A 19,422-nucleotide genomic window follows, 5' to 3' on the forward strand; every position below is an offset into this window, starting at 1 on the left:
GCGGAGGTCTCCTGTGAGGTACGAGCAGGAGGCCGGAGCGCGCGGGCGAGGGAGCGAAGCAGAGATACCGAGCGACCGGGCCACCGTCGAGGCGCCCCAGCCCTTCCGGATCGGCGAGTCCGATCCGGCGGGAACCCCGGCCGGTGCCGCTGGCGCTGGCGCTTCCACGGCCGGGACGGCGAGCACCGTCACTTTCGACCTCGGGGCCACGACGGTGCGCGCGCTCAACAGCGAGCTGCACGCCCCGTCGGCTACGTCCTACGAGGTGCTGCGCCCGCAGGGCGCGCACGCGATCGCCGCCGGTGTGCACGCGCCGCTGACGATCGACATCCGCGGCCACGCCGGCTACTACTGCGCCGGGATGAATGACGGTGCCACGATCACCGTCCATGGCAACGTCGGTACCGGCGTCGCGGAGAACATGATGTCCGGGCTGGTCCGGGTGCGCGGCGACGCGTCGCAGTCGGTCGGCGCGACCGGTCACGGCGGCCTGCTGGTGATCGAGGGCTCGGCGTCGATGCGCTGCGGCATCTCGATGAAGGGCATCGACATCGTCGTCGGCGGCGACATCGGCCCGATGAGCGCGTTCATGGCCCAGGCTGGCCGGCTGGTCGTCTGCGGTGACGCCGGCGATGGCCTCGGCGACTCGATCTACGAGGCGCGGATCTACGTCCGCGGCGCGGTCGGCGGCCTGGGCGCCGACTGCGTCGAGAAGGAGCAGCGCCCCGAGCATCTCGCCGAGCTCGCCGAGCTGCTCACCGCCGCCGGCATCGAGCCCGTCGGCGAGTACGCGCCCGGACGGTTCCGCCGCTACGGCTCGGCCCGCCGCCTCTACCACTTCGCCGCGCACAACTCGACCGCCTACTGACGCCGCGCCAGGCCGACCAGGCCGACCAGGCCGACCAAGAGGAGGGTTCCATGACCGGGTATCCGCCGGACCCAGCGTCGCTCGGCCTTCGGGAGTCCCACACCTTCGACCGGGCGACGATCGCCGGCATCCAGCGTGCCGCAATGACCGGCGTCTACGACATCCGCGGCGGGGGCGCCAAGCGCCGGCTGCCGCACTTCGACGACCTGCTCTTTCTGGGGGCGTCGATGTCGCGTTACCCGCTGGAGGGTTACCGCGAGCGGTGTGACACCGATGTCGTGCTCGGTGACCGCAACGCAAAGTACCCGCTGCGCCTGGCGATCCCGGTGACGATCGCCGGGATGAGCTTCGGGGCGCTGTCCGCGCAGGCGAAGGAGGCCCTTGGCCGCGGGGCCAGCGAGGTCGGCACCTCCACCACCACCGGCGACGGCGGGATGACGCCCGAGGAGCGCGGCCAGTCCAAGCACCTCGTCTACCAGTACCTGCCGAGCCGCTACGGCATGAACCCGACCGACCTGCGCAAGGCCGACGCGATCGAGGTCGTGCTCGGTCAGGGGGCCAAGCCCGGCGGCGGCGGCATGCTGCTCGGGCAGAAGATCTCGGACCGGGTCGCCCAGATGCGTACGCTCCCGGCCGGGATCGACCAGCGTTCCGCCTGCCGGCACCCTGACTGGACCGGCCCCGACGACCTCGCGATCAAGATCCTGGAACTGCGTGAGATCACCGACTGGGAGAAGCCGATCTACGTCAAGATCGGCGCGTCCCGGACGTACTACGACGTGAAGCTCGCGGTCGCGTCCGGCGCGGACGTCGTCGTCGTCGACGGCATGCAGGGCGGCACCGCGGCCACCCAGGACGTGTTCATCGAGCACGTCGGCATCCCCACGCTCGCCGCGATCCCGCAGGCGGTGCAGGCGCTGCGGGAGCTCGGCCTGCACCGCAAGGTGCAGCTCGTCGTCTCCGGCGGCATCCGTACCGGCGCGGACGTCGCCAAGGCGATGGCACTCGGCGCGGACGCGGTGGCGATCGGTACCGCGGCGCTCATCGCGCTGGGCGACAACGACCCGCGTTACGCCGACGAGTACGCGGCGCTCGGCTCCGCCGCCGGCTTCTACGACGACTTCCAGGACGGCCGCGACCCGGCCGGCATCACCACGCAGGACCCGGAGCTGGCCGTCCGGCTCGACCCGGCCGAGGGCGGCCGCCGGCTCGCCAACTACCTGCGGGTGCTGACGATGGAGGCGCAGACGATCGCGCGCGCCTGCGGCAAGTCGCACGTGCGCAACCTGGAGCCCGAGGACCTGGTGGCGCTGACCATCGAGTCCGCCGCGATGGCACGCGTCCCGCTTGCCGGCACGACGTGGATCCCCGGGCAGGGAGGCCTGCTGTGAGCCGGAGCTCGCGGATCGGCCCCGCGATCCGCCCCGGGCCCCGGGAGCGATCCCGGGGCGCCGAGCGCCGCGACGGCGAGGATCTCGGCGCGGCCCGCACCCCGGACACCGGTGCGGCCGCGCGCGAGGTCGCCGCCCCCTCGCCCCAGGAGGGGCGGCTCGAGCGGGTCATCGCGGCCCAGGTACGGCGGATGCGGCAGGCTGCCGGACTCACCCTCGCCGAGCTGGCCGCGCGCAGCGGCATCTCGAAACCGATGCTGTCGAAGATCGAGAACGCGAACACCAGCTGTAGTCTGACGACGCTCGCCCGGCTCGCCGACGCCCTCGACGTGCCGGTCACCTCGCTGTTCCGCGGCGCGGACGACCAGCGGGAGGCCGTCTTCACCCCGGCGGGCGCCGGCGCCCGCATCGTGGCCCGCGGCACCCGGGTCGGCCACGACTACACCCTGCTCGGCGGCCTGCGCGGGCCCCACAAGCGGATGGAGGCGCACCTGGTGACGTTGACCGAGCGCAGCGAGACCTTCCCGCTCTTCCAGCATCCCGGTACCGAGCTGATCTACATGCTCGAGGGGGAGATGGTGTACGACCACGGTGAGGCCAGCTACACCATGCGCCCGGGCGACGCTCTCCAGCTCGACGGCGAGGGCATCCACGGCCCACGGGACCTGGCCACCCTCCCGATCCGTTTTCTCTCGGTCGTCGCCTACAGCGCGGGAGCCGGCGACCAGACCTAGGGGCGGCGAGGCGGAACGGTGACGGAGGCCTGGGGACGAGGCCTGGGGACGAGGCCTGGGGACGAGGCCTGGGGACGAGGCCTAGGGACGAGGCGCCCGGGCCCCTTGCCGCGTGGTCCGCGCGACGGCCCGGATCGGGGCGCCGTCCGAGCCGGCGAGCGCCAGCGGGAACAGGAACATCTCGATCGCGTGGCCGGCGTCGCGCGCCGCCAGCAGGCGCCGCGCCCCGGTGAGGTTCTCCGCGATGACGGCGCCCGCACGGCACAGGATCTGGTGGGCCGGCAGGGTGAACTCCTCGTCCGGCCCGGTCGTGCGGTCGACGCTCGCGGCGTCGACCGCCACCGTCCGCGCGCCGGCCTCGACGAGGGCCCGCGCCGCGTCGGCGCCGAGATACGGGTGACGCAGGTACTGGTCCGTTCCCCAGTGCGCCGACCAGCCGGTGACGATCACCACGACGGCGCCGTCGGGCAGCGCCGCGGGCATGGCCTCCGGGCCGATCTCGGCGCCTGGTCCGTAGCGGCGCGCGTCGAGGAGGACCGCTGGCCCGGCGAACCGCGCGAGCGGGATCTCGTCGAGCCGGGGAAGCGCGTCGTCGACGTGGTACGGCGCGTCGACGTGGGTTCCCGTCTGCGACCCCAGGTGCACCCGCCGCACGTTGACGCCCGAGTCGGCGACCGTCAGCGCCGCCGAGACCGCCACTTCGGGATCCCCCGGGTAGACCGGCATCCCCGACGTGATCGGCACCGTCAGGTCGATCAGCTCCACACCCGTGGCATCCGGCACACGGCTCAGCTTCGCAGCACCCAGGCGCGCGCCGGCGACGGGCAGACGCCGCGCGGGCACACTCCACCCCCGGCGTCCACCTCCGGCGCCGGCCCATCAGGGGAAAGCTACGCGATAGGTCACGTACAGCATGGTCAGGCCGATGACGAGGTCCAGGACGCGCCAGGTCCTGGGGCTGGCCAGCGCGCTGGACGCGAGGCGCGCGCCGTAGCCGAGGCCGGTGAACCACAGGCAGCTCGCGAGGCCGGCGCCGGCGGCGAAGCACCATCGCCCGGTCGTCCCCTCGTTGCCGCCGACGGTGCCGAGGACGAGCACGGTGTCCAGGTAGACATGCGGGTTCAGCCAGGTGAAGGCGGCCGTTCGCGCGGCGACCACGGCCCGCGCCGATCCGGCTGATCCGTTCGCCTGAGCCTGGGCGTCGCCTGGGTCTGCGCCTGCGTCGGTGCCCCGGTCGGCGGGGGAGCCGCCGTCGACGCGCAGTGACGACGGTGCGCGCCAGACGCGGCGCAGCGACCCGGCGGCGAACCAGAGTAGGAAGGCGACGCCCAGCCAGCGGACGGCCGCCAGTACCGGCCCGGCTCGGGTCAGCAGGCCGCCGACCCCGCCGACGCCGGCGACGATCAGCGCCAGGTCCGAACCCGCGCAGATCACGACGACTGTGCCGACCCACTGCCGGGCGAGCCCCTGGCGCAGGACCAACGCGTTCTGCGCACCGATGGCGACGATCAATGAGAACCCGGTGAGCAGACCGGCGACGGCGGAGGCGAGCACGGCCGTCACGCTAGGTCGTCCATCTCCTGAAGACCAACGAAAGATTCTTCAGATTCATTAGCATCGCTTCATGTCCCTGGAGCTGCCGCCGGCGCAGCTGGCGACCCTCGTCGCGATCGTCGAACTCGGCAGCTTCGACGCCGCCGCCCGCCACCTGCACCTGTCGCCGAGCGCGGTCAGCCAGCGGATCCGCGCGCTCGAGTCAGCCGCCGGCCAGGTCCTCGTCCGCCGCTCGGCACCGTGCCGGCCCACCACCGCTGGCGAGGCGCTGCTGCGTTTCGCGCGCCAGACCAGGCTGCTGCAGGCAGAGGCGCTTGAAGCGCTGGTCGGCCGCTCGTCGGCCAGGGCCGAGGTGTCGGTGGCGGTCAACGCGGACTCGCTCGCCACCTGGTTCGCGGACGTCGTCGCCACGGCCGCCCGCTGGGACGACGTCGTGCTGCGGCTGCACGTCGAGGACCAGGCGTTCTCCGCCGACCTGCTCCGCGGCGGCGAGGCCCTGGCCGCCGTGACCAGCGACCCGGTCGCCGTCCAGGGCTGCTGGGCGGAGCCGCTCGGAACGCTGCGCTACCACCCGGCGGCCACCCCCGGACTCGCCGGCCGCTGGCGGCTCGCCGCCGCTGGCCACCACGCTGGTTACCAGTGGGATCGGATGCCGCTCGTCGTCTTCAACGAGAAGGACGACCTCCAGCACCAGCTCCTGCGCGAGCTGGGCGTCACCGGCGCCCCGGCGGCGCACCGGGTGCCCACGACGGCGGACTTCCACACGGCGGTCCGCCTCGGCCTCGGCTGGGGCATGCTGCCCGAGGCACAGCTGGCGGAAGACCTCGCCGCCGGCCGGCTGGTCGTCCTGACCGAGGCCCACCTCGACATCGCTCTGCACTGGCAGCGCTGGCGCCTCGACTCGCCGCTGCTCGACCGGCTGAGCACGGCGGTCCGGGCCGCCGCGGCCCGCCACCTGCGCCGCGACGGGCCGGGCCCGGCCCGGTCCTAGACTGCGCGCGAGGATTCCCCGTCCGGATCGGCCGTTCCTCACCGGCGGACGGGGCGCGCCGTGGGTCAACGTCGACCGGCGTCGGCGACCGATTCCGCGTGCCTTCCGAGGGGGAGCGAGAACCATGAGCACACCCGAGTACGCGCTGACCGAGCTGGCCAGGGAGAGCCGGCTCGGCGGGGCTGGGACCGAGGCGACCGACCGGGAGATCCGGCGGATCTCGCTGCGGGACTTCGACGCCCGGCGGGACGAGGTCACGGCCGAGTTGTGGTCGGCGGCGGCCGACATCGGGTTCTTCCAACTCGTCGACCACGGGATCGATCCTGAGGAGATCGACGCGGCGTTCGCCGCGACGGAGGCGTTCTTCGCGCTGCCGGACGAGGCGAAGGGCCGGTTCCCGCTCAGGAAGGGGCAGAACGCCGGCTGGGAGAAGATGAGTCAGGTCCGGCCGTCCACCCGCACGGCGGACCAGAAGGAGTCGTTCCAGGTCACCCGGCCGCGCATGGACGGGCTGTGGCCCAGCGACGACGACCTCGCCGGATTCCAGGCGACGATGCTCGGGTTCGAACGCCGGTGCTGGGAGCTGGCGATGCGGGTGCTCGGCTGCTTCGCCGACCGTCTCGGCCTCCCGCGCGACTTCTTCACGGCCGCCCACGACCCGGCCCGCGCGACCTACCAGAGCACGCTGCGGCTGCTGCACTACTTCCCGGTGCCGCCGGAGGTGCGTGCCACGCCCGGGATCTGGCGCGCCGGCGCGCACACCGACTTCGACTGCCTCACCCTGCTGTTCCAGCGGGAGGGCCAGGGCGGCCTGCAGGTCCTGCCCGGCAAGGAGGCCGCCGACGAGCGGTGGACGTCGGTGCCGGCCACCGCGGACGCCATCACGTGCAACATCGGCGACATGCTGATGCGGTGGAGCGACGACGCGCTGCCGTCGACGTTCCACCGCGTCCGGCTGCCCGGGGCGGGCGAGTACGACGGCTCCCGCTACAGCCTGGCGTTCTTCGCGCAGGCCAACACCGACGCCGTGATCAGCAGTCCCTCGGGCCGCCACCCGGACATCACCGCCGGCGACTACCTCCTCCAGCGCATCCAGGCCAACTTCGCGGCGGGCGCCGCGGCGCGCTGAGCGTCCCGCCTCGTCAGGTGGGGCGCAGCGCTGTCAGGAGGTCCTGGTCGCCGAAGGCGGTCAGGCCGGGGGCGTCGAAGGGGATCCGGCCCCAGAGGGCCAGCAGGACCTGGCTGGCCGGGCCGCGGAGGCCGGCGTCGCCCTTGTGGTGACCCTCGGTGACGTCGACAGTGTCGCCGGTCAGGCTGATCATCCACTCGCCTGGCGTGTCCGTGAGATGGATGTGGGCTGTTCCGTCGCCGGGCGCGGACAGGCCGGCGGCGCGGATGGCCGGCAGCAGGATGCGCAGAGCCTCGTCGACGCCGTCGGCGGCGAACACCGGATCGAACTCGCGGGTCTCGCCGACCGCGCCGGCCGCGTCCCAGGCGTGGATCTGCGTCTCGTGGGACAACCGGCGCCGCCAGAAGGCGGCGACCTGCGGCTCGAGGGTGAAGTTCCACGCCGGAGCCGCCGGGTCGAGATCCCGGAACGCGGCGAGCGTGCCGGCGACTCCACGGCGGAAGTACTCGACGAGTGCGTCGTTCTCGGCCGGCGGCCGCTCGACGCGGGGCGGCGGGTCGACGACGCCGCGGGGAAGGTGCGTCACTGTCGAGTCCAGCAGGCGGCCGACGTGGCTCAGCAGCCGGCGGTTGTCCCAGCCGGGGCAGGAGGGCACGGGCGCGTCGAGGTCCTTGGCCGCGGCGGCGAGGAGCGCCTCGGCCTCCGTCTGGAACAGCGCTGGGTAGTCCACGTCCGGATTCTGCCGCTTCATCACCCGAAACGCATCCAGCCGGCTGCCTCGGAGCCGCACAGGACGGGCCAACCAGTCCGCGGCGACGCGATCCAGACACTCCCTGCCGGGAGGGGTCGCACGAGGCGGGGGGTTGTCCGCGCCGAGGGTTGGGGCCCGGGTGCGGCGGGGAGGCAGCACGACGCGACTGTCACGCAAAGTGATTGATCTGTCGCCCGTGCTGGCGGCTCGTCGCTGATCGCCGCGCCAACCGGCGCCGCGCCAACCCGACCGGAGGCCGAGGCCCGTGAACCAGCCCTGGCGGTACCAGGACCAAGGCCTGCGTCGGGACGAGCATCGAAGCCATCGCCGAGGTCGCCGGCACGCGGGCGCCGGGGGGAGGCAGGCCGCGGCGGCCGCCGGCTCGCGGCGGGCGCGCCTCACCAGCGCGCTGGCACTGGTGTCGCTGTCCGTGGCCGGCCTCGTCGCCCCGGCGTCGGCCGCCGGCGCGGTGGTGGCTTTGCCGCGGCCGGCCGGGACGGACCGGCTGTCGGCGTGGACGGCGTGCGGCAAGGGGCTGGAGTGCGCGACGCTGCCCGTGCCGCTGGACTACGCGCACCCCGGCAAGGGGACTATCGACCTCGCGGTGATCCGCCGCCTGGCGGCGGACCCGGCGCGGCGGCTGGGATCCCTCGTCTACCTGGAGGGCGGGCCTGGCGTCTCCGGCGTCGACTCCATCCGGACGTACCCGGAGCTGTTCGACAAGGCCGTGCGCGACCGGTTCGACATCGTCGGGTTCGACCAGCGGGGTGTCGGCGCGAGCGTGCCCGTCCGGTGCCTCACCGACCAGCAGAAGGCCAGCGAGCTGTCCGACAGCGCTGTCGTTCCGCACCGGGCCGCCGGTGCGGGCGCGGGTGCCGGTGCGGGTGCCGGTGCGGGCGCGGGCGCGGGTGCGGGCTCGGGTGCCGGTGAGGGGGCCGGCCGGCTGCCGGACGGCTCCTCCTCGGGTTCTTCGAGTTCTTCCACGGTCGGTCCCTACCGGGCCGGTGGCGGTGCCGGTGCGGGGGCCGGCCGGCTGTCGGACGGCTCCTCCTCGGGTTCGTCGAGTTCCTCCGCGGCCGTTCCCTCGGGCGCCACCAGCTCGGCTCACGGCCCGTCCTCGTCGCCCGCCACGGAAACGCCTGCCGGGGAGGCGACCGCCCGGGAGAACGAGGTGCTGGCCGGCTTCGAGGGCACCGCCGCGTCGGACCGCCTGGTCGCGCGGGGATGCGAGCGCTGGAGCGCGGCGCTGCTGCCGTACCTGTCGACCGAGTTCGCGGCCCGCGACCTCGACGTGCTGCGCGCCGCGCTCGGTGACGATCGGCTGACCGCCTACGGCGCCTCGTATGGCACGGAGCTGGGCGCCACCTACGCCGAGCTGTTCCCGACCCGGATCCGCGCCATGGTCCTCGACGCGGTGGTCGACCCGAGGCTGTCCATGAACGATCCGTTCGCGGAGACCCGGCTGCAGGCCCTGGGTTTCGAAGCGGCCTTCGACGCATTCCTGGCCAGCTGCGCGAGCGACCCGAACTGCGGCTTCGGCCACGGCGACCCCGCGGGCGCCTACGACCGGCTGATCGGCCGGCTCGCGGAGCACCCGATCAAGGTGCGGGGCAAGGACGCCGACAAGACTCGGTCGGTCGACGACTCCACCGCGATCACGGCCGTGATCCAGCTGCTCTACAGCGAGGAGCAGTGGCCGATCCTCGCGGCCGCCCTGCAGCTGGCCGACGACTACAACGACGGCTCGGTGCTGCAGGCGCTCGCCGACCAGGGCTCCGGCCGGCGCCAGGACGGCACGTACGACAACTCCTTCGACGCGAACACCGCCATCAACTGTGCCGACCAGACCTACCCGACCGACCTCGCCGTCTTCCGACGGTTCGTGCGCGATCTCTCCCGGGATGCCCCGCGCTTCGGAGCATCCATCGCGCTGGGCGGCATGACGTGTGCCTTCTGGCCGGTCCGGTCCGCTGACCGCTACACCGGGCCGTTCCGCGCCGAGGGCTCGCCGCCGATCCTGCTGGTCGGCACCACTGGCGACCCGGCGACGCCCTACGCCGAGGCACGCTCCCTTGCCGGGCAGCTGTCGAACGCCGTCCTGCTGACCTGGGACTCCTACACCCACGGCGCCTACGAAGGCCCCAGCACCTGCGTCCACAACGCCGTCAACCGCTACCTGATCGACCTGGTCACGCCCAAGCCCGGCACCGTCTGCTCCTGACGGCGCCGTACCCGGGTGCTAGCTCCCGAGGCTCGCGGTGTGGTGACAGATCACCGGGTCGGTGATGCCGTGCGGGCAGGCGAGGCCGTCGATGTCCCAGCCGGCGCGGCGCGCGCCGGCCTGGTAGGCGCTCTCGTAGAAGTCGAGCGCCGCGGCCTTCCGGTCCGGGCTGTCCTCGAGGGCGGCCAGCGGCAGGATGGCCAGGTGGCTGCCGCGCCGCGGCTGCCAGGTGGCCAGGCCCTCGGGGCGTAGCGGGTCCTCGGCGAGGCCCGGCGGCTCCGGCGCGGTGTAGGAGTAGAACGCCGGCTCGGGTAGCTGGTCGTCGCCGAACCAGAAGCCGAAGCTGATCACCTCGCGGGAGTATGCCTCCCTGGTCACCGGGTCGATGTCGGGGCCCTCGTCGATGTGGCGGTCGCCGAAGCGGGTGTGGGCGATGTCGAACGTGTGCCAGAAGTGGTGCACCGGGCTGACCTTGCCGGAGAAGCCCTCGGCGAACTCCTCCAGCAGCAGGTTGACCTGGCTGAGCGTCTGCCAGTACCGCATCACCTTCGCCGGGTCGTAGGCGGCGTGCTCGGTGTCGTCCTCGAACGGGCGGCGGGAGTCGGCGAGGTCGAACGGGTGGGGGTGCTCGATGTGCACCTTCACGCCGATCGCCCCGAGCGTGTCCATCGTCCGGCTGTAGAACGACGCAACCGAGCGCCCGGCCAGCGGGAACGAGATCGACTCTCCGTCCAGAGCGTGGACGAGCAGTTCGTGGCCGACGAAGTCGAAGTCGATCGTGAAGATCAGGTTGCCGTCCACCTGGCCCATCGGCCGGGTCGTCACGCCGCGGCCAGTCAAGTGGAACGGGACGTTCCACCAGTGGTTGCGGCGCGGGCTCGCGGCAAGGCGGATCTTGCCGACCACCTGCAGGTAGCGGTGCAGGGTCTCCTTGGTGTCGATCCATGACGAGAGCGAGAGCGGCGCGAGCGTCTCCACCATGTCTACGTTCCTCCCCCATGCCTGACCGATGGGGACAGTGTCGACACGGTCGGTGCCCGCCGCATCTTGGATCAGGACGGTCCGGCGGGATCCGGGCGGGCCGCCGACGTCCCGGCTGGCGAGCTCGTGAGCACGCGGGCGTGTGAGATCCGTCGGCATCGCTTGTCACACATCCCGCCGGACGGATAGCCAGGTAGATGGTGCGTTGATGTCGTCTTGGTCGCGTCGCCGGGCTCGTCTGCGCGGCCGGACTGCGCTCCCGAGCCGGCGAGCACGCGTCCGGCAACCTCGCCGCCACCGCCTGCCAGGTCGTGGCGGACGATGCCGCCGTCTCGCGGCGCGGGCCGGGTGTGGATCGCTCGCTGGAGGTGACCGGCTAGACTTCGGGCCGAGTCGTGACTGGCGTGCTGGGGTGGAATCAACCACCGGGGAGCGACCAATCGGCACGGCACCGTGCGCCTGGGTGCCGCCGAAGGTGACACCGGGTAGCTGGTGTCACCGGCGGACAACGCCTGCCCGCACGCGGATCGTCCGTCGGCGGCTCACACGGACGACCTAACGGCGACGTGTGGACGCGGACGGGCCGGGCAGCCACATCCTGGAGGTCTCCCCATGCACGAGCCACCCATCAACCACCTGGCCAGCGCCGACCCGGAGATCGCGAGCCTGGTCGAGTCCGAGGCTCAGCGGCAGTACGAGAAGATTCGCCTCATTGCGTCGGAGAACTACGTCTCCACCGCCGTTCTCGAGGCGGCGGGCACCATCCTGACGAACAAGTACTCCGAGGGCTACGTCGGCAAGCGGTACTACGAGGGCCAGCAGTTCATCGACCCGATCGAGACGCTGGCCATCGAGCGCGCCAAGTCGCTGTTCGGCGTCGAGCATGCCAACGTCCAGCCCTACTCGGGCTCGCCGGCCAACCTCGCCGTCTACCTGGCCTTCCTGCAGCCGGGCGACACCGTGATGGGCATGGCGCTGCCGATGGGCGGCCACCTCACCCATGGCTGGTCGGTCTCCGCCACCGGCAAGTGGTTCCGCTCGGTGCGCTACACCGTCCGCCAGGACACCGGCCGCGTCGACATGGACGAGGTCCGCCAGCTCGCGCTCGCCGAGCGCCCGAAGGTCATCTTCTGCGGCGGGACCGCGATCCCGCGCACGATCGACTTCCCGGCGTTCGCCGAGATCGCCCGCGAGGTCGGCGCGGTCCTGGCCGCCGACATCGCGCACATCGCCGGCCTGATCGCCGGCGGCGCGCACCCGTCGCCGGTCGGCCACGCCCCGGTCATCTCGACCACGACCCACAAGACGCTGCGCGGCCCGCGTGGCGCGATGCTGATGACCGACGCGGCCCACGCCTCGGCGATCGACAAGGCCGTCTTCCCCGGCCTGCAGGGCGGCCCGCACAACCACACCACCGCGGCGATCGCCGTCGCGCTGCGCGAGGCGGCCACCGCGGACTTCAAGACCTATGCCCACCAGATCGTCGCGAACGCGGCGGCGCTCGCCGAGGCGCTCACCGAGCGCGGCTTCGACCTCGTCTCCGGCGGAACCGACAACCACCTGATCCTCGTCGACCTCACCAGCAAGGGCATCGGCGGCAAGCCCGCCGCGCAGGCGCTCGACCGGGCCGGCATCGAGCTGAACTACAACGCCGTCCCGTACGACACCCGCAAGCCGTTCGACCCGTCCGGCCTGCGCCTGGGCACCGCCGCCGTCACCACCCGCGGCATGGGCCCCGAGCAGATGCGCCAGATCGCCGCCTGGATCGACCAGGCCGTCAAGGCCGCCGCCGACAACGACGAGGCCGTCCTCGCCCAGATCGCCGGCGAGATCCGCGACCTCACCGCCGGCTACCCCATGCCCGGTTGGGATGGCGGTCGGCGATAAGGACGCTTGCGCGTCCATCGCCGCCCCGCCTGCCGGGCGCTGAGCGCCCTCCCAACGTGGTTCCGGGCCAACGTATGTGACGGTGGTCTGGCTTGTACCGGGTCGATGAGGTGGCTGGGTTGGGGCTGCGCTGACGCGCCCTCGCTGGCGGTGGCCAGGTCGGCTGTCCGGCCGCCGGGTGTCTCTCGCCCGGCGGCCGGACGCTTTTCGCGCGCTCAATCGCGGATGACGGCCTTTGTACGCATGAGGAACTCGCCGAGATAGCCGTCGTGAGGGACGTCGGGACGCATCCAGTAGGTCGGGTGGTCGCCGAGGTAGACGTTGCTGATCGACGGGTCGTCGACCAGCCGGTCCACCAGCCGGGCGTCCTCGGTGATCGCGGTGAGCACCAGGGTGTCGCGCAGCGGTCCGGCACCGTCCTTCGCCGACCACGGTGCCACCCAGACGCACGGGAACCCCAGCTCGATGCCGGTCTGCGGCGCGTCGGCGCGGTCCACCTGGAAGACGGCCGGGCGCAGCACGGCGCCGCCGCCGGGCAGCGGGTCGACGATCCCGTCGCCTCCGAGGCGCGGGGTGGCGTCACCGGCATGGTCGAGCAGGTACTTCTCCACCGCCCGGGCCGTCTCGACCGGCTGGGTGGGCAGCACTGCCCGCTCGTCCTCCGGCGGCAGGCTCGGGATCGCGGCCAGCCGCTCGGTCAGCGCCTCGGCCAGCGGCGTCGGGTCGCCCTCGACGTAGACCGCGGTCGTGTTCACGCACGCGGTGCCGCCCTCGTCGGCCACTGAGCCGACGATCATGTCCAGGTGTGGCCGCCAGTCCTCCCCGGAGACGAGGATCTTCGACCGGCCAGGCCCCTGGGGCAGGACCGTGCCGTCATGGGCGTACTTGTGGACCACCTCGTCGCCGCCGTAGGCCATCGACAGGTCCGCCGCCAGCAGGATGTCGTCGGCGACGGTGTGGTCGGTCGGCAGCAGCACCACCTGGTCGGCGCCGAAGCCGGCGTCGCGCAGCGCGGCGATCAGCCGGTACGGGGTCAGCGGCTCGCGGCGCGACGGCCGGACGGCGACCCGGTAGCCGAGCGCCAGCGCCTCCGGCCACAACGAGTGCACCCCTGGGTGGTTGCCGGCCGCGTGGACCGCGAACACCTCGGCGCGCCGGGTCCACACCGCGCGCCCCTCGCGGGTCGCCGGGTCACGCCAGCTCTCGACGGCGGCCATCGGGCGGGCACACCCGGCGTCGTCGCCGGCGCCGGTGAGGCTGCGCGCGATTCCCTTCACGGCCGAGCGCACCACGGAGATCGGCATCCCGGACATCCGGCTCACCAGGTGCGTGTACTCGTCGGTCGGGATCCCGGCCGGCGCGCCATGCTCGAACGCCTCGGCGGCCCGGGCCAGCGCCGCGAGCCGCTCCTCGGCCGGCATGGTCTCCGCCTTGCGCAGCGCGGCCATCGCGCGGTGCACGAAGAGGCGGGGAACCAGGCTGAGCTCGGCCATCGGCGTACCCGTCACGTCGTTGATCGTCAGCCGCTCCCGCGACCGGAACGGCCCGTTTGGCCCGAGCGCGTCCAGCTGGAGGCAGTCGGGCTTGACGGCCGTGCCGGGGGTGACACGGGCGGGACCCGCCTGCCCGGTGGCGGCCCTGGCGGGCCCGGTGGAGGGCCCCTTGCCGGTGCCGGTGCCGGTGCCGGTGCTGGTGCTGGTGGCGGTGGCGGCGCGGCTCGCGGCGGCGGGCGGGGTCGCGCCGGCGCTGTTCGGCCCGGTCATCAGTACACCCCCTCGACGACGGTCTCCCCGCCGAACACCCCGACCGGCCTGACGTCGGCGACCGAGTCGCCCACCTGCGCCGACCCTGGCAGGGGCTCGACGCGGGTGGCGAGGTCGCGTTCCAGGTTGTTCGGCAGCAGCGTGGAGCGGCTCACGTGGTTCATCACCACCTGCCCGCTGGCGCCGTACTCGACCGGCCGGAGGGTCTCCGGGTCGACGACCGAGAACGTGACGTAGGGCGACGGCGGGTCGAACACGCACGGGTCGTCCGCCGTGAGCCCGTGGCGCTCCACCGCCGCGCCGAGGACCATCGTGCTGCCGTAGCGGCCGTAGAGCGCGGCGCCGGGGAAGATCTCGGTCATGTACAGGGAGCGGGTGTCGGCGTCCATGTGGGCGCCGCCCCACTCGATCATCCTGACCTTCGCCCGGACGAGCTCCACGAGGTCGTCGTGGCGGGCGAGGCGCTCCAGCAGCGGCGGCGTGATGACCATGACGCGGATGTCCTGCGTCCTCAGCACGTGCCGGACCTGGTCGATGAGGTGGTCGGCATACCGGTCGGCCTCGTCGGCGTGGCCCTCGGCGATGACGCGCTTCACCCACCGCGGGTCGAGGTCGATCGTGAACCGCAGCCTGCCGGCCCGGCGCACGAACCGCTCGATGAAGGCGCCGAACATGTGCGGTCCGGTTGGGGTGACCGCGAGCCAGTCGACGCCGGTGGGGGAGCCCCGGGCGGCCAGGTCGGCGAGGCTGTAGCCGGTCAGCCAGTCGAGCCAGTCATCCAGGAAGACGACCCGCTTGGGCGGCCCGGTCGTCCCACCGCTCTCGTACACCCCGCCGATCCCGGGATCGGCTCCGTAGCCACGGGGGACGAGGTCGTAGGCCGGCACCTCGCGCAGCAGGTCCACGAGGTTGGGGAACTTCGCCAGGTCCGCGATGGTGTGCACGTCCCGGCGCGGGTCGAAGCCTAGGTCACCCGCCGCCCGCAGCCAGAACGGCGAGCCGGTGGCCGGGTCGAAGTGCCAGCGCATCGCCGCCTCGACGAACTCGGTTTCCGGGACGGTCTCACCCGGTGGATGGTCGAGCACAGGCTCGGGTAGGCGCAGTCCCAGATCGGTGAGTGGAGTCATCTCCGTCGTCCCCTCCGTCGTCCCCGCTTTCCAGCGTCGTCTCGATGTCCTGTCCGGTTGGTGTCCTGTCTGGTCGTGGTCGGACGTGTTGCCTGGTCGGCTCTGTGCCGACGCTGATCCGCCGGCCGCGGTAAGGCTTGGCTGCTCGCGGCGACGGTCGCCCGGGGCCGGGCCAGGGGCCGCGAGGCCGACCCGGCGGTGGGTCGAGAAGGCCGGGGTGCTGGGAAGGACCGGGCGTGGGTCGGCCGGCACCTCCACGGCCAGCAGGGCGACGTCGTCGCCCAAGGCCGAGCCGGTCCACTCGCGGACCGTGGCGGCGAGGTCCGCGAGGGCGTCCTCGAGGGTGCTCGCGTCGCCGAGGGCGCGCTCGACGGCGGGCAGCAGCGGGAAGAAGGCGCCGGTGCGCCGTTCCCGCGCCTCGGCGATCCCGTCGGTGTAGAACAGCAGGCGATCACCCGGCTCCAACGCCATGGTGACCACGCCCGCGTTGTTCTCCATGGCCCTCGCGCCCCCCGCGCCGAGGCCCAGAGGCGGCTGGCGGTCGGACGGTGACAGCAGCCGGACGCGCCCGCGCCGCCACAGCACCGGGTCGGGATGGCCGGCGTTGGACAGGGTGAGCCAGCGCCCGTCGAGTTCGGCGACGATGCCGGTCACGAAGTCGTCGAGCCCGCCGACACTGGCCACCTCGGCGTCGAGGTCGGGCAGGACGTCGCCGATGTACCGGCGGCCACGGGCGACCACGCGGAAGCAGCCGAGGACCCGGCTGGCCAGCCGCACCGCCTCGAGCCCCTTGCCGCGCGCGTCACCGATCAACAGCCTCGTACCCCAGGGGCTGTCGACCAGGTCGTAGAGGTCGCCGCCGACAGTCGCCTCGGCGGCGGCGCTCTCGTAGCGGACCGCGAGGCGCAGGCCCTCCCGGGACACCGGGGGCACGTCGGTGAGGATCGCCCGTTGCGCTGCCTCCGCGACGCGCCTGACGTTGGCGAGCGTGGTCTCCCGCCCGGTGTTGTACCGGCTGGCCAGGATCGCCAGCACGCCGCCGATCGCGACCCCGCCGAGCCGGACGATCTGCGCCGTCCAGCCGCCCGCCGTGGCCGTGTCGAGGTTGTCATACCAGCCAAGCCCGAACGCGGTGATGAGCGCGGCGACCGCGTACACGGCGGTCAGTCCCGGGCCGGCGAGCGTCGCGGCGGCCATGGGGCTGATCACCACCAGCTCACGGATCGTCCACGTCCGGTTGCTGACCTCCAGCAGGATCACCGCGAGCAGAGTGAGTGCCGGCAGAACCACCGCCCACCAGGTGCGCCGCGACGAGGTCACCCGGCGCCGGGCCCTGGCCGCGCGCCGCGGCCGGCCCCGCCTGCCCGGTCGTCCCGCGACCGCGGGGCGCGTCCGGCGCACCGTGGCGGCGGCCAGCGGGTCCGGCGGGTGCACGAGCCGCGAGTGGCCGCCGGCCCTCGCGCGCGGCTCCCCGTCCGGTCCGCGCGGGGCCGCGCGGGTCCTTGCAGGCATACGTCGGCCCGTACCCGGTGGTCCGCCCCCACAACCAGCACCCACGCCCGGCGCCGCCCGCCGGCGGTGTCGCGGTCGGCCGTGCGCGAACGTCGCACGTCCCGAATGCGCGGGAGAGGACGATGGTCCTGGTAGGAGCCAACTCGATCGCCAGACGCTGGATGCCGGCTGGGCGAGGCCCGGGCGGGTTTCGCCGGGTTCGCCGGGTGTGCCGCCAGGAGGCCATCCGGCGGGCGGCGGCGGTCGAGGAGCGCGAGGGGGGTCGCATGCCGGGTAGGCGCCGTTCTGCCAGACGCGGGCCGGAGCGGGACGAGTCCGGCCTGCCGAGCGGCCTCACCGGGCCGGTCGACATCCCCGATCCGCCACCGGATCCGCCGAAGCCGCGGCGTGAACGGCTGCGGGACGCCGGCCGCGGCGCGCGCGCGACCGTGGTCGGGCTTCCCCGGGTGCTGCGGCTGTGCTGGCGGGCGAGCGCGCCGGCGACGGTGATGCTCGCGCTACTGACCGTTGTAGTCGGGCTCTTCCCCGCGCTGACCGCGTCGACGGCGCGGCTGCTCGTCGACGCGGTGGTCCGGGCGGTGCAGATCCGGGCGACCCATCAGCCGGACCAGTCGGTCCTGGCGCTGCCGTTGCCCGGAAGCCCGCGGGTGGCGACGCTGACCGGCACCCAGGTTGTCTTCTGGCTCGTCGTGATCCAGTTCGCGGTGTCCATCCTCAGCCAGCTGCTGTCGGCCGCGCGGTCCATCGTCCAACGCATCCTGTCCGATCGGCTGTCGCTCACCGTGCAGACGATGGTCGTCGAGAAGGCGAGCCAGCTCGAGCTGAGCTTCTTCGAGCAGTCCGAGTCGTACGACCTGTTGCAGCGCGCCTCTCAGCAGGGCACCCGGCCGTTCGACACGCTCACCACGTTCTTCGGGCTGCTGCAGACGGTGGTGACGTTCGTCAGCATGATCGGGCTACTCATCAGCCTGAACCCGCTACTCGGGGTCATCGTGCTGGTGGCGCCGATCCCCGCCTTTGTCGTTGACACCCGCTACGGCCGGTGGACCTACATGCGTAGCAGGTGGACATCGCCGGTGAACCGGCGGATCTCATACCTGCAGCGGGTGCTGACCACGGACACCGACGCCAAGGAAATCAGGATCTTCAACCTGGGCCCCTACCTGGTCGAGCGATTCCGGCTGCTGTCGGTCAACTACAACCAGCGGCTACGTGAACTGGCTATCCGCCGCCAGCTCGCCGAGCTGGGCTGGAGCCTGCTCGCAGAGCTCGCCCGCTCGGGCAGCTATCTCTACGTCGCGCTCCAGGCCGCCGCCGGGCGGCTCACGCTCGGCGACCTGACTCTCTACGGCACCGCCGCCTCCAGCGTGCAGGGCAACGTGTCGAGCATGTTGGGCTCGCTCACTCAGATGTACGAGAACAACCTGTACGTCGACGACCTGTACCGCCTGCTGGCCACGCCGACCGAGGCGGAGCGCCTGGCCGCCGACCGGGCGGCCCGGCTGGCGGCCGCGTCGCCTGGGGCAGCATCGGCAGCGATCGAGGCGGCGCCGGTCGACGCCCCGGCCGCGGTGCCGGCGCCGCGGGCCTCACCCGGGCCGGCACAGCTACTGGAACCGGCGCAGCTACTGGAACCGGCGCAGCTACCGGCACCGGCGCAGCTACCGACGCCGCTGCGCGGGCACGTCGTCTTCGAGCGTGTCTCGTTCCGCTACCCGGGCACGGAGGTCGTGGCGCTCAACGACGTCAGCTTCGAGGTCGGCGCCGGGGAGACGATCGCGATCGTCGGCCGCAACGGCGCCGGGAAGTCGACGCTAATCAAACTGCTGTGCCGGCTCTACACACCGGACAGCGGCCGGATCCTCGTCGATGGCGTCGACATCGCCGACGTGGACGCGGAAGCGCTGCGTGCCCAGATCGGTGCGGTCTTCCAGGACCATGTCTCATTCCAGGCCAGCGCCGCGGAGAACATTGGCCTGGGTGAGCTCGCCGCGCTGTCCGACCGGTCGCGCGTCGAACAGGCCGGCCTGGACGGCGGTGCGGACGGCTTCATCCGCGCCCTGCCGCACGGATACGACACGTCGCTCGGCCGCTGGTTCGGCAACGGGGTGAACCTCTCCGGCGGTGAATGGCAGAAGGTCGCCCTTGCCCGCGGCTTCATGCGCGCCGCCCGGATCCTCGTCCTCGACGAGCCGAGCGCCGCCCTCGACGCCCGCGCGGAGCACGACCTGTTCACCCGGCTGCGCGCCTTGGCGACCGGCCGCACCGCCTTCTACATCTCGCACCGCTTCTCCACGGTGCGGCAGGCGGATCGGATCATCTTCCTGGAGGACGGCGGCATCACCGAGTCCGGCACCCACCGCGAGCTGATGGCCCTCGGCGGCCAGTACGCCGAGCTCTTCACCCTCCAGGCCGCCGCCTACATCGACGACCCGGCCCCGAACGACCGCCCGGGACAGGACACGTCAGGAACCGCTCCGGCCGGGTTGCCACGATCGCGGCCGTGAGGCCGG

14 protein-coding genes, 1 pseudogene and 1 riboswitch are annotated in these 19,422 nt (G+C 73.0%); of the genes and pseudogenes, 8 read left to right on the forward strand and 7 right to left on the reverse strand.

Annotation, left to right across the window (positions count from 1 at the left end):
- The first annotated feature begins 13 nt into the window (after positions 1–13).
- The 3 genes from BCD48_RS29855 to BCD48_RS29865 are packed head-to-tail and all read left to right on the forward strand — an operon-like array spanning position 14 to position 2,993.
- Positions 14–868, forward strand: a complete 855-nt coding sequence (locus BCD48_RS29855) for a glutamate synthase (protein ID WP_241842092.1) — start codon at positions 14–16, stop codon at positions 866–868.
- A 50-nt stretch (positions 869–918) separates the two neighbouring features.
- The gene (locus BCD48_RS29860; RefSeq protein ID WP_071051723.1) at positions 919–2,259 is read left to right on the forward strand and encodes an FMN-binding glutamate synthase family protein; all 1,341 of its coding nucleotides are present in this window, start codon (positions 919–921) and stop codon (positions 2,257–2,259) included.
- Positions 2,256–2,993 (forward strand): helix-turn-helix domain-containing protein, encoded by a 738-nt coding sequence (locus BCD48_RS29865; RefSeq protein WP_241842093.1) that lies wholly within the window; start codon positions 2,256–2,258, stop codon positions 2,991–2,993. Before BCD48_RS29860 ends, BCD48_RS29865 begins: the two co-directional genes overlap by 4 nt.
- 81 nt (positions 2,994–3,074) lie before the next feature.
- On the opposite strand, the gene BCD48_RS29870 is transcribed toward BCD48_RS29865, so the two are convergent.
- The gene (locus tag BCD48_RS29870) at positions 3,075–3,776 is read right to left on the reverse strand and encodes a cyclase family protein (RefSeq protein ID WP_241842094.1); all 702 of its coding nucleotides are present in this window, start codon (positions 3,774–3,776) and stop codon (positions 3,075–3,077) included.
- A 96-nt stretch (positions 3,777–3,872) separates the two neighbouring features.
- Positions 3,873–4,556, reverse strand: a complete 684-nt coding sequence (locus tag BCD48_RS29875) for a LysE/ArgO family amino acid transporter (RefSeq protein ID WP_083419402.1) — start codon at positions 4,554–4,556, stop codon at positions 3,873–3,875.
- Between the two features lie 61 nt (positions 4,557–4,617).
- Between BCD48_RS29875 and BCD48_RS29880 the strand changes: the two genes are divergently transcribed.
- Positions 4,618–5,538 (forward strand): LysR family transcriptional regulator ArgP, encoded by a 921-nt coding sequence (locus tag BCD48_RS29880; protein WP_071051725.1) that lies wholly within the window; start codon positions 4,618–4,620, stop codon positions 5,536–5,538.
- 124 nt (positions 5,539–5,662) lie between these two features.
- A complete protein-coding gene (locus BCD48_RS29885) occupies positions 5,663–6,667 on the forward strand; it encodes an isopenicillin N synthase family dioxygenase (RefSeq protein WP_071051726.1) in 1,005 nt (334 codons plus the stop codon).
- Between the two features lie 13 nt (positions 6,668–6,680).
- Here the strand turns inward: BCD48_RS29885 and BCD48_RS29890 are convergent, their stop codons facing one another.
- Positions 6,681–7,418: a maleylpyruvate isomerase family mycothiol-dependent enzyme gene (locus BCD48_RS29890; RefSeq protein ID WP_312623894.1), complete on the reverse strand. Its 738-nt coding sequence runs from the start codon at positions 7,416–7,418 to the stop codon at positions 6,681–6,683.
- 265 nt (positions 7,419–7,683) lie between these two features.
- Here BCD48_RS29890 and BCD48_RS47470 point away from each other — a divergent pair, with 265 nt between their 5' ends.
- On the forward strand, positions 7,684–9,639 hold the full coding sequence (locus tag BCD48_RS47470; protein WP_083419403.1) for an alpha/beta hydrolase: 1,956 nt from the start codon (positions 7,684–7,686) through the stop codon (positions 9,637–9,639).
- An 18-nt stretch (positions 9,640–9,657) separates the two neighbouring features.
- Here BCD48_RS47470 and BCD48_RS29900 read toward each other — a convergent pair whose 3' ends face one another.
- Entirely contained in the window at positions 9,658–10,620 is a 963-nt protein-coding gene (locus BCD48_RS29900; RefSeq protein ID WP_071051727.1) for a DUF5996 family protein, read from the reverse strand.
- A gap of 385 nt (positions 10,621–11,005) precedes the next feature.
- A riboswitch (ZMP/ZTP riboswitch) is annotated at positions 11,006–11,092 on the forward strand.
- 140 nt (positions 11,093–11,232) lie between these two features.
- Here BCD48_RS29900 and glyA point away from each other — a divergent pair.
- A complete protein-coding gene (gene glyA / locus BCD48_RS29905) occupies positions 11,233–12,507 on the forward strand; it encodes a serine hydroxymethyltransferase (RefSeq protein ID WP_071051728.1) in 1,275 nt (424 codons plus the stop codon).
- A 215-nt stretch (positions 12,508–12,722) separates the two neighbouring features.
- On the opposite strand, the gene BCD48_RS29910 is transcribed toward glyA, so the two are convergent.
- From BCD48_RS29910 to BCD48_RS54215, 3 genes and pseudogenes are all read right to left on the reverse strand, one after another.
- The gene (locus tag BCD48_RS29910; protein WP_241842095.1) at positions 12,723–14,270 is read right to left on the reverse strand and encodes an aldehyde dehydrogenase family protein; all 1,548 of its coding nucleotides are present in this window, start codon (positions 14,268–14,270) and stop codon (positions 12,723–12,725) included.
- The gene (locus tag BCD48_RS54210) at positions 14,270–15,397 is read right to left on the reverse strand and encodes an AMP-binding protein (protein ID WP_071051800.1); all 1,128 of its coding nucleotides are present in this window, start codon (positions 15,395–15,397) and stop codon (positions 14,270–14,272) included. The genes BCD48_RS29910 and BCD48_RS54210 overlap by 1 nt, the downstream gene beginning before the upstream one ends.
- A 309-nt stretch (positions 15,398–15,706) precedes the next feature.
- Positions 15,707–16,909, reverse strand: a pseudogene (locus BCD48_RS54215) (PP2C family protein-serine/threonine phosphatase); the annotation flags it as partial.
- 266 nt (positions 16,910–17,175) lie between these two features.
- Between BCD48_RS54215 and BCD48_RS29920 the strand changes: the two are divergent.
- The gene (locus tag BCD48_RS29920; RefSeq protein ID WP_071051801.1) at positions 17,176–19,416 is read left to right on the forward strand and encodes an ABC transporter ATP-binding protein; all 2,241 of its coding nucleotides are present in this window, start codon (positions 17,176–17,178) and stop codon (positions 19,414–19,416) included.
- Positions 19,417–19,422 lie beyond the last annotated feature (6 nt).

Source organism: Pseudofrankia coriaricola (assembly GCF_001854805.1).
GTDB lineage: Bacteria > Actinomycetota > Actinomycetes > Frankiales > Frankiaceae > Pseudofrankia.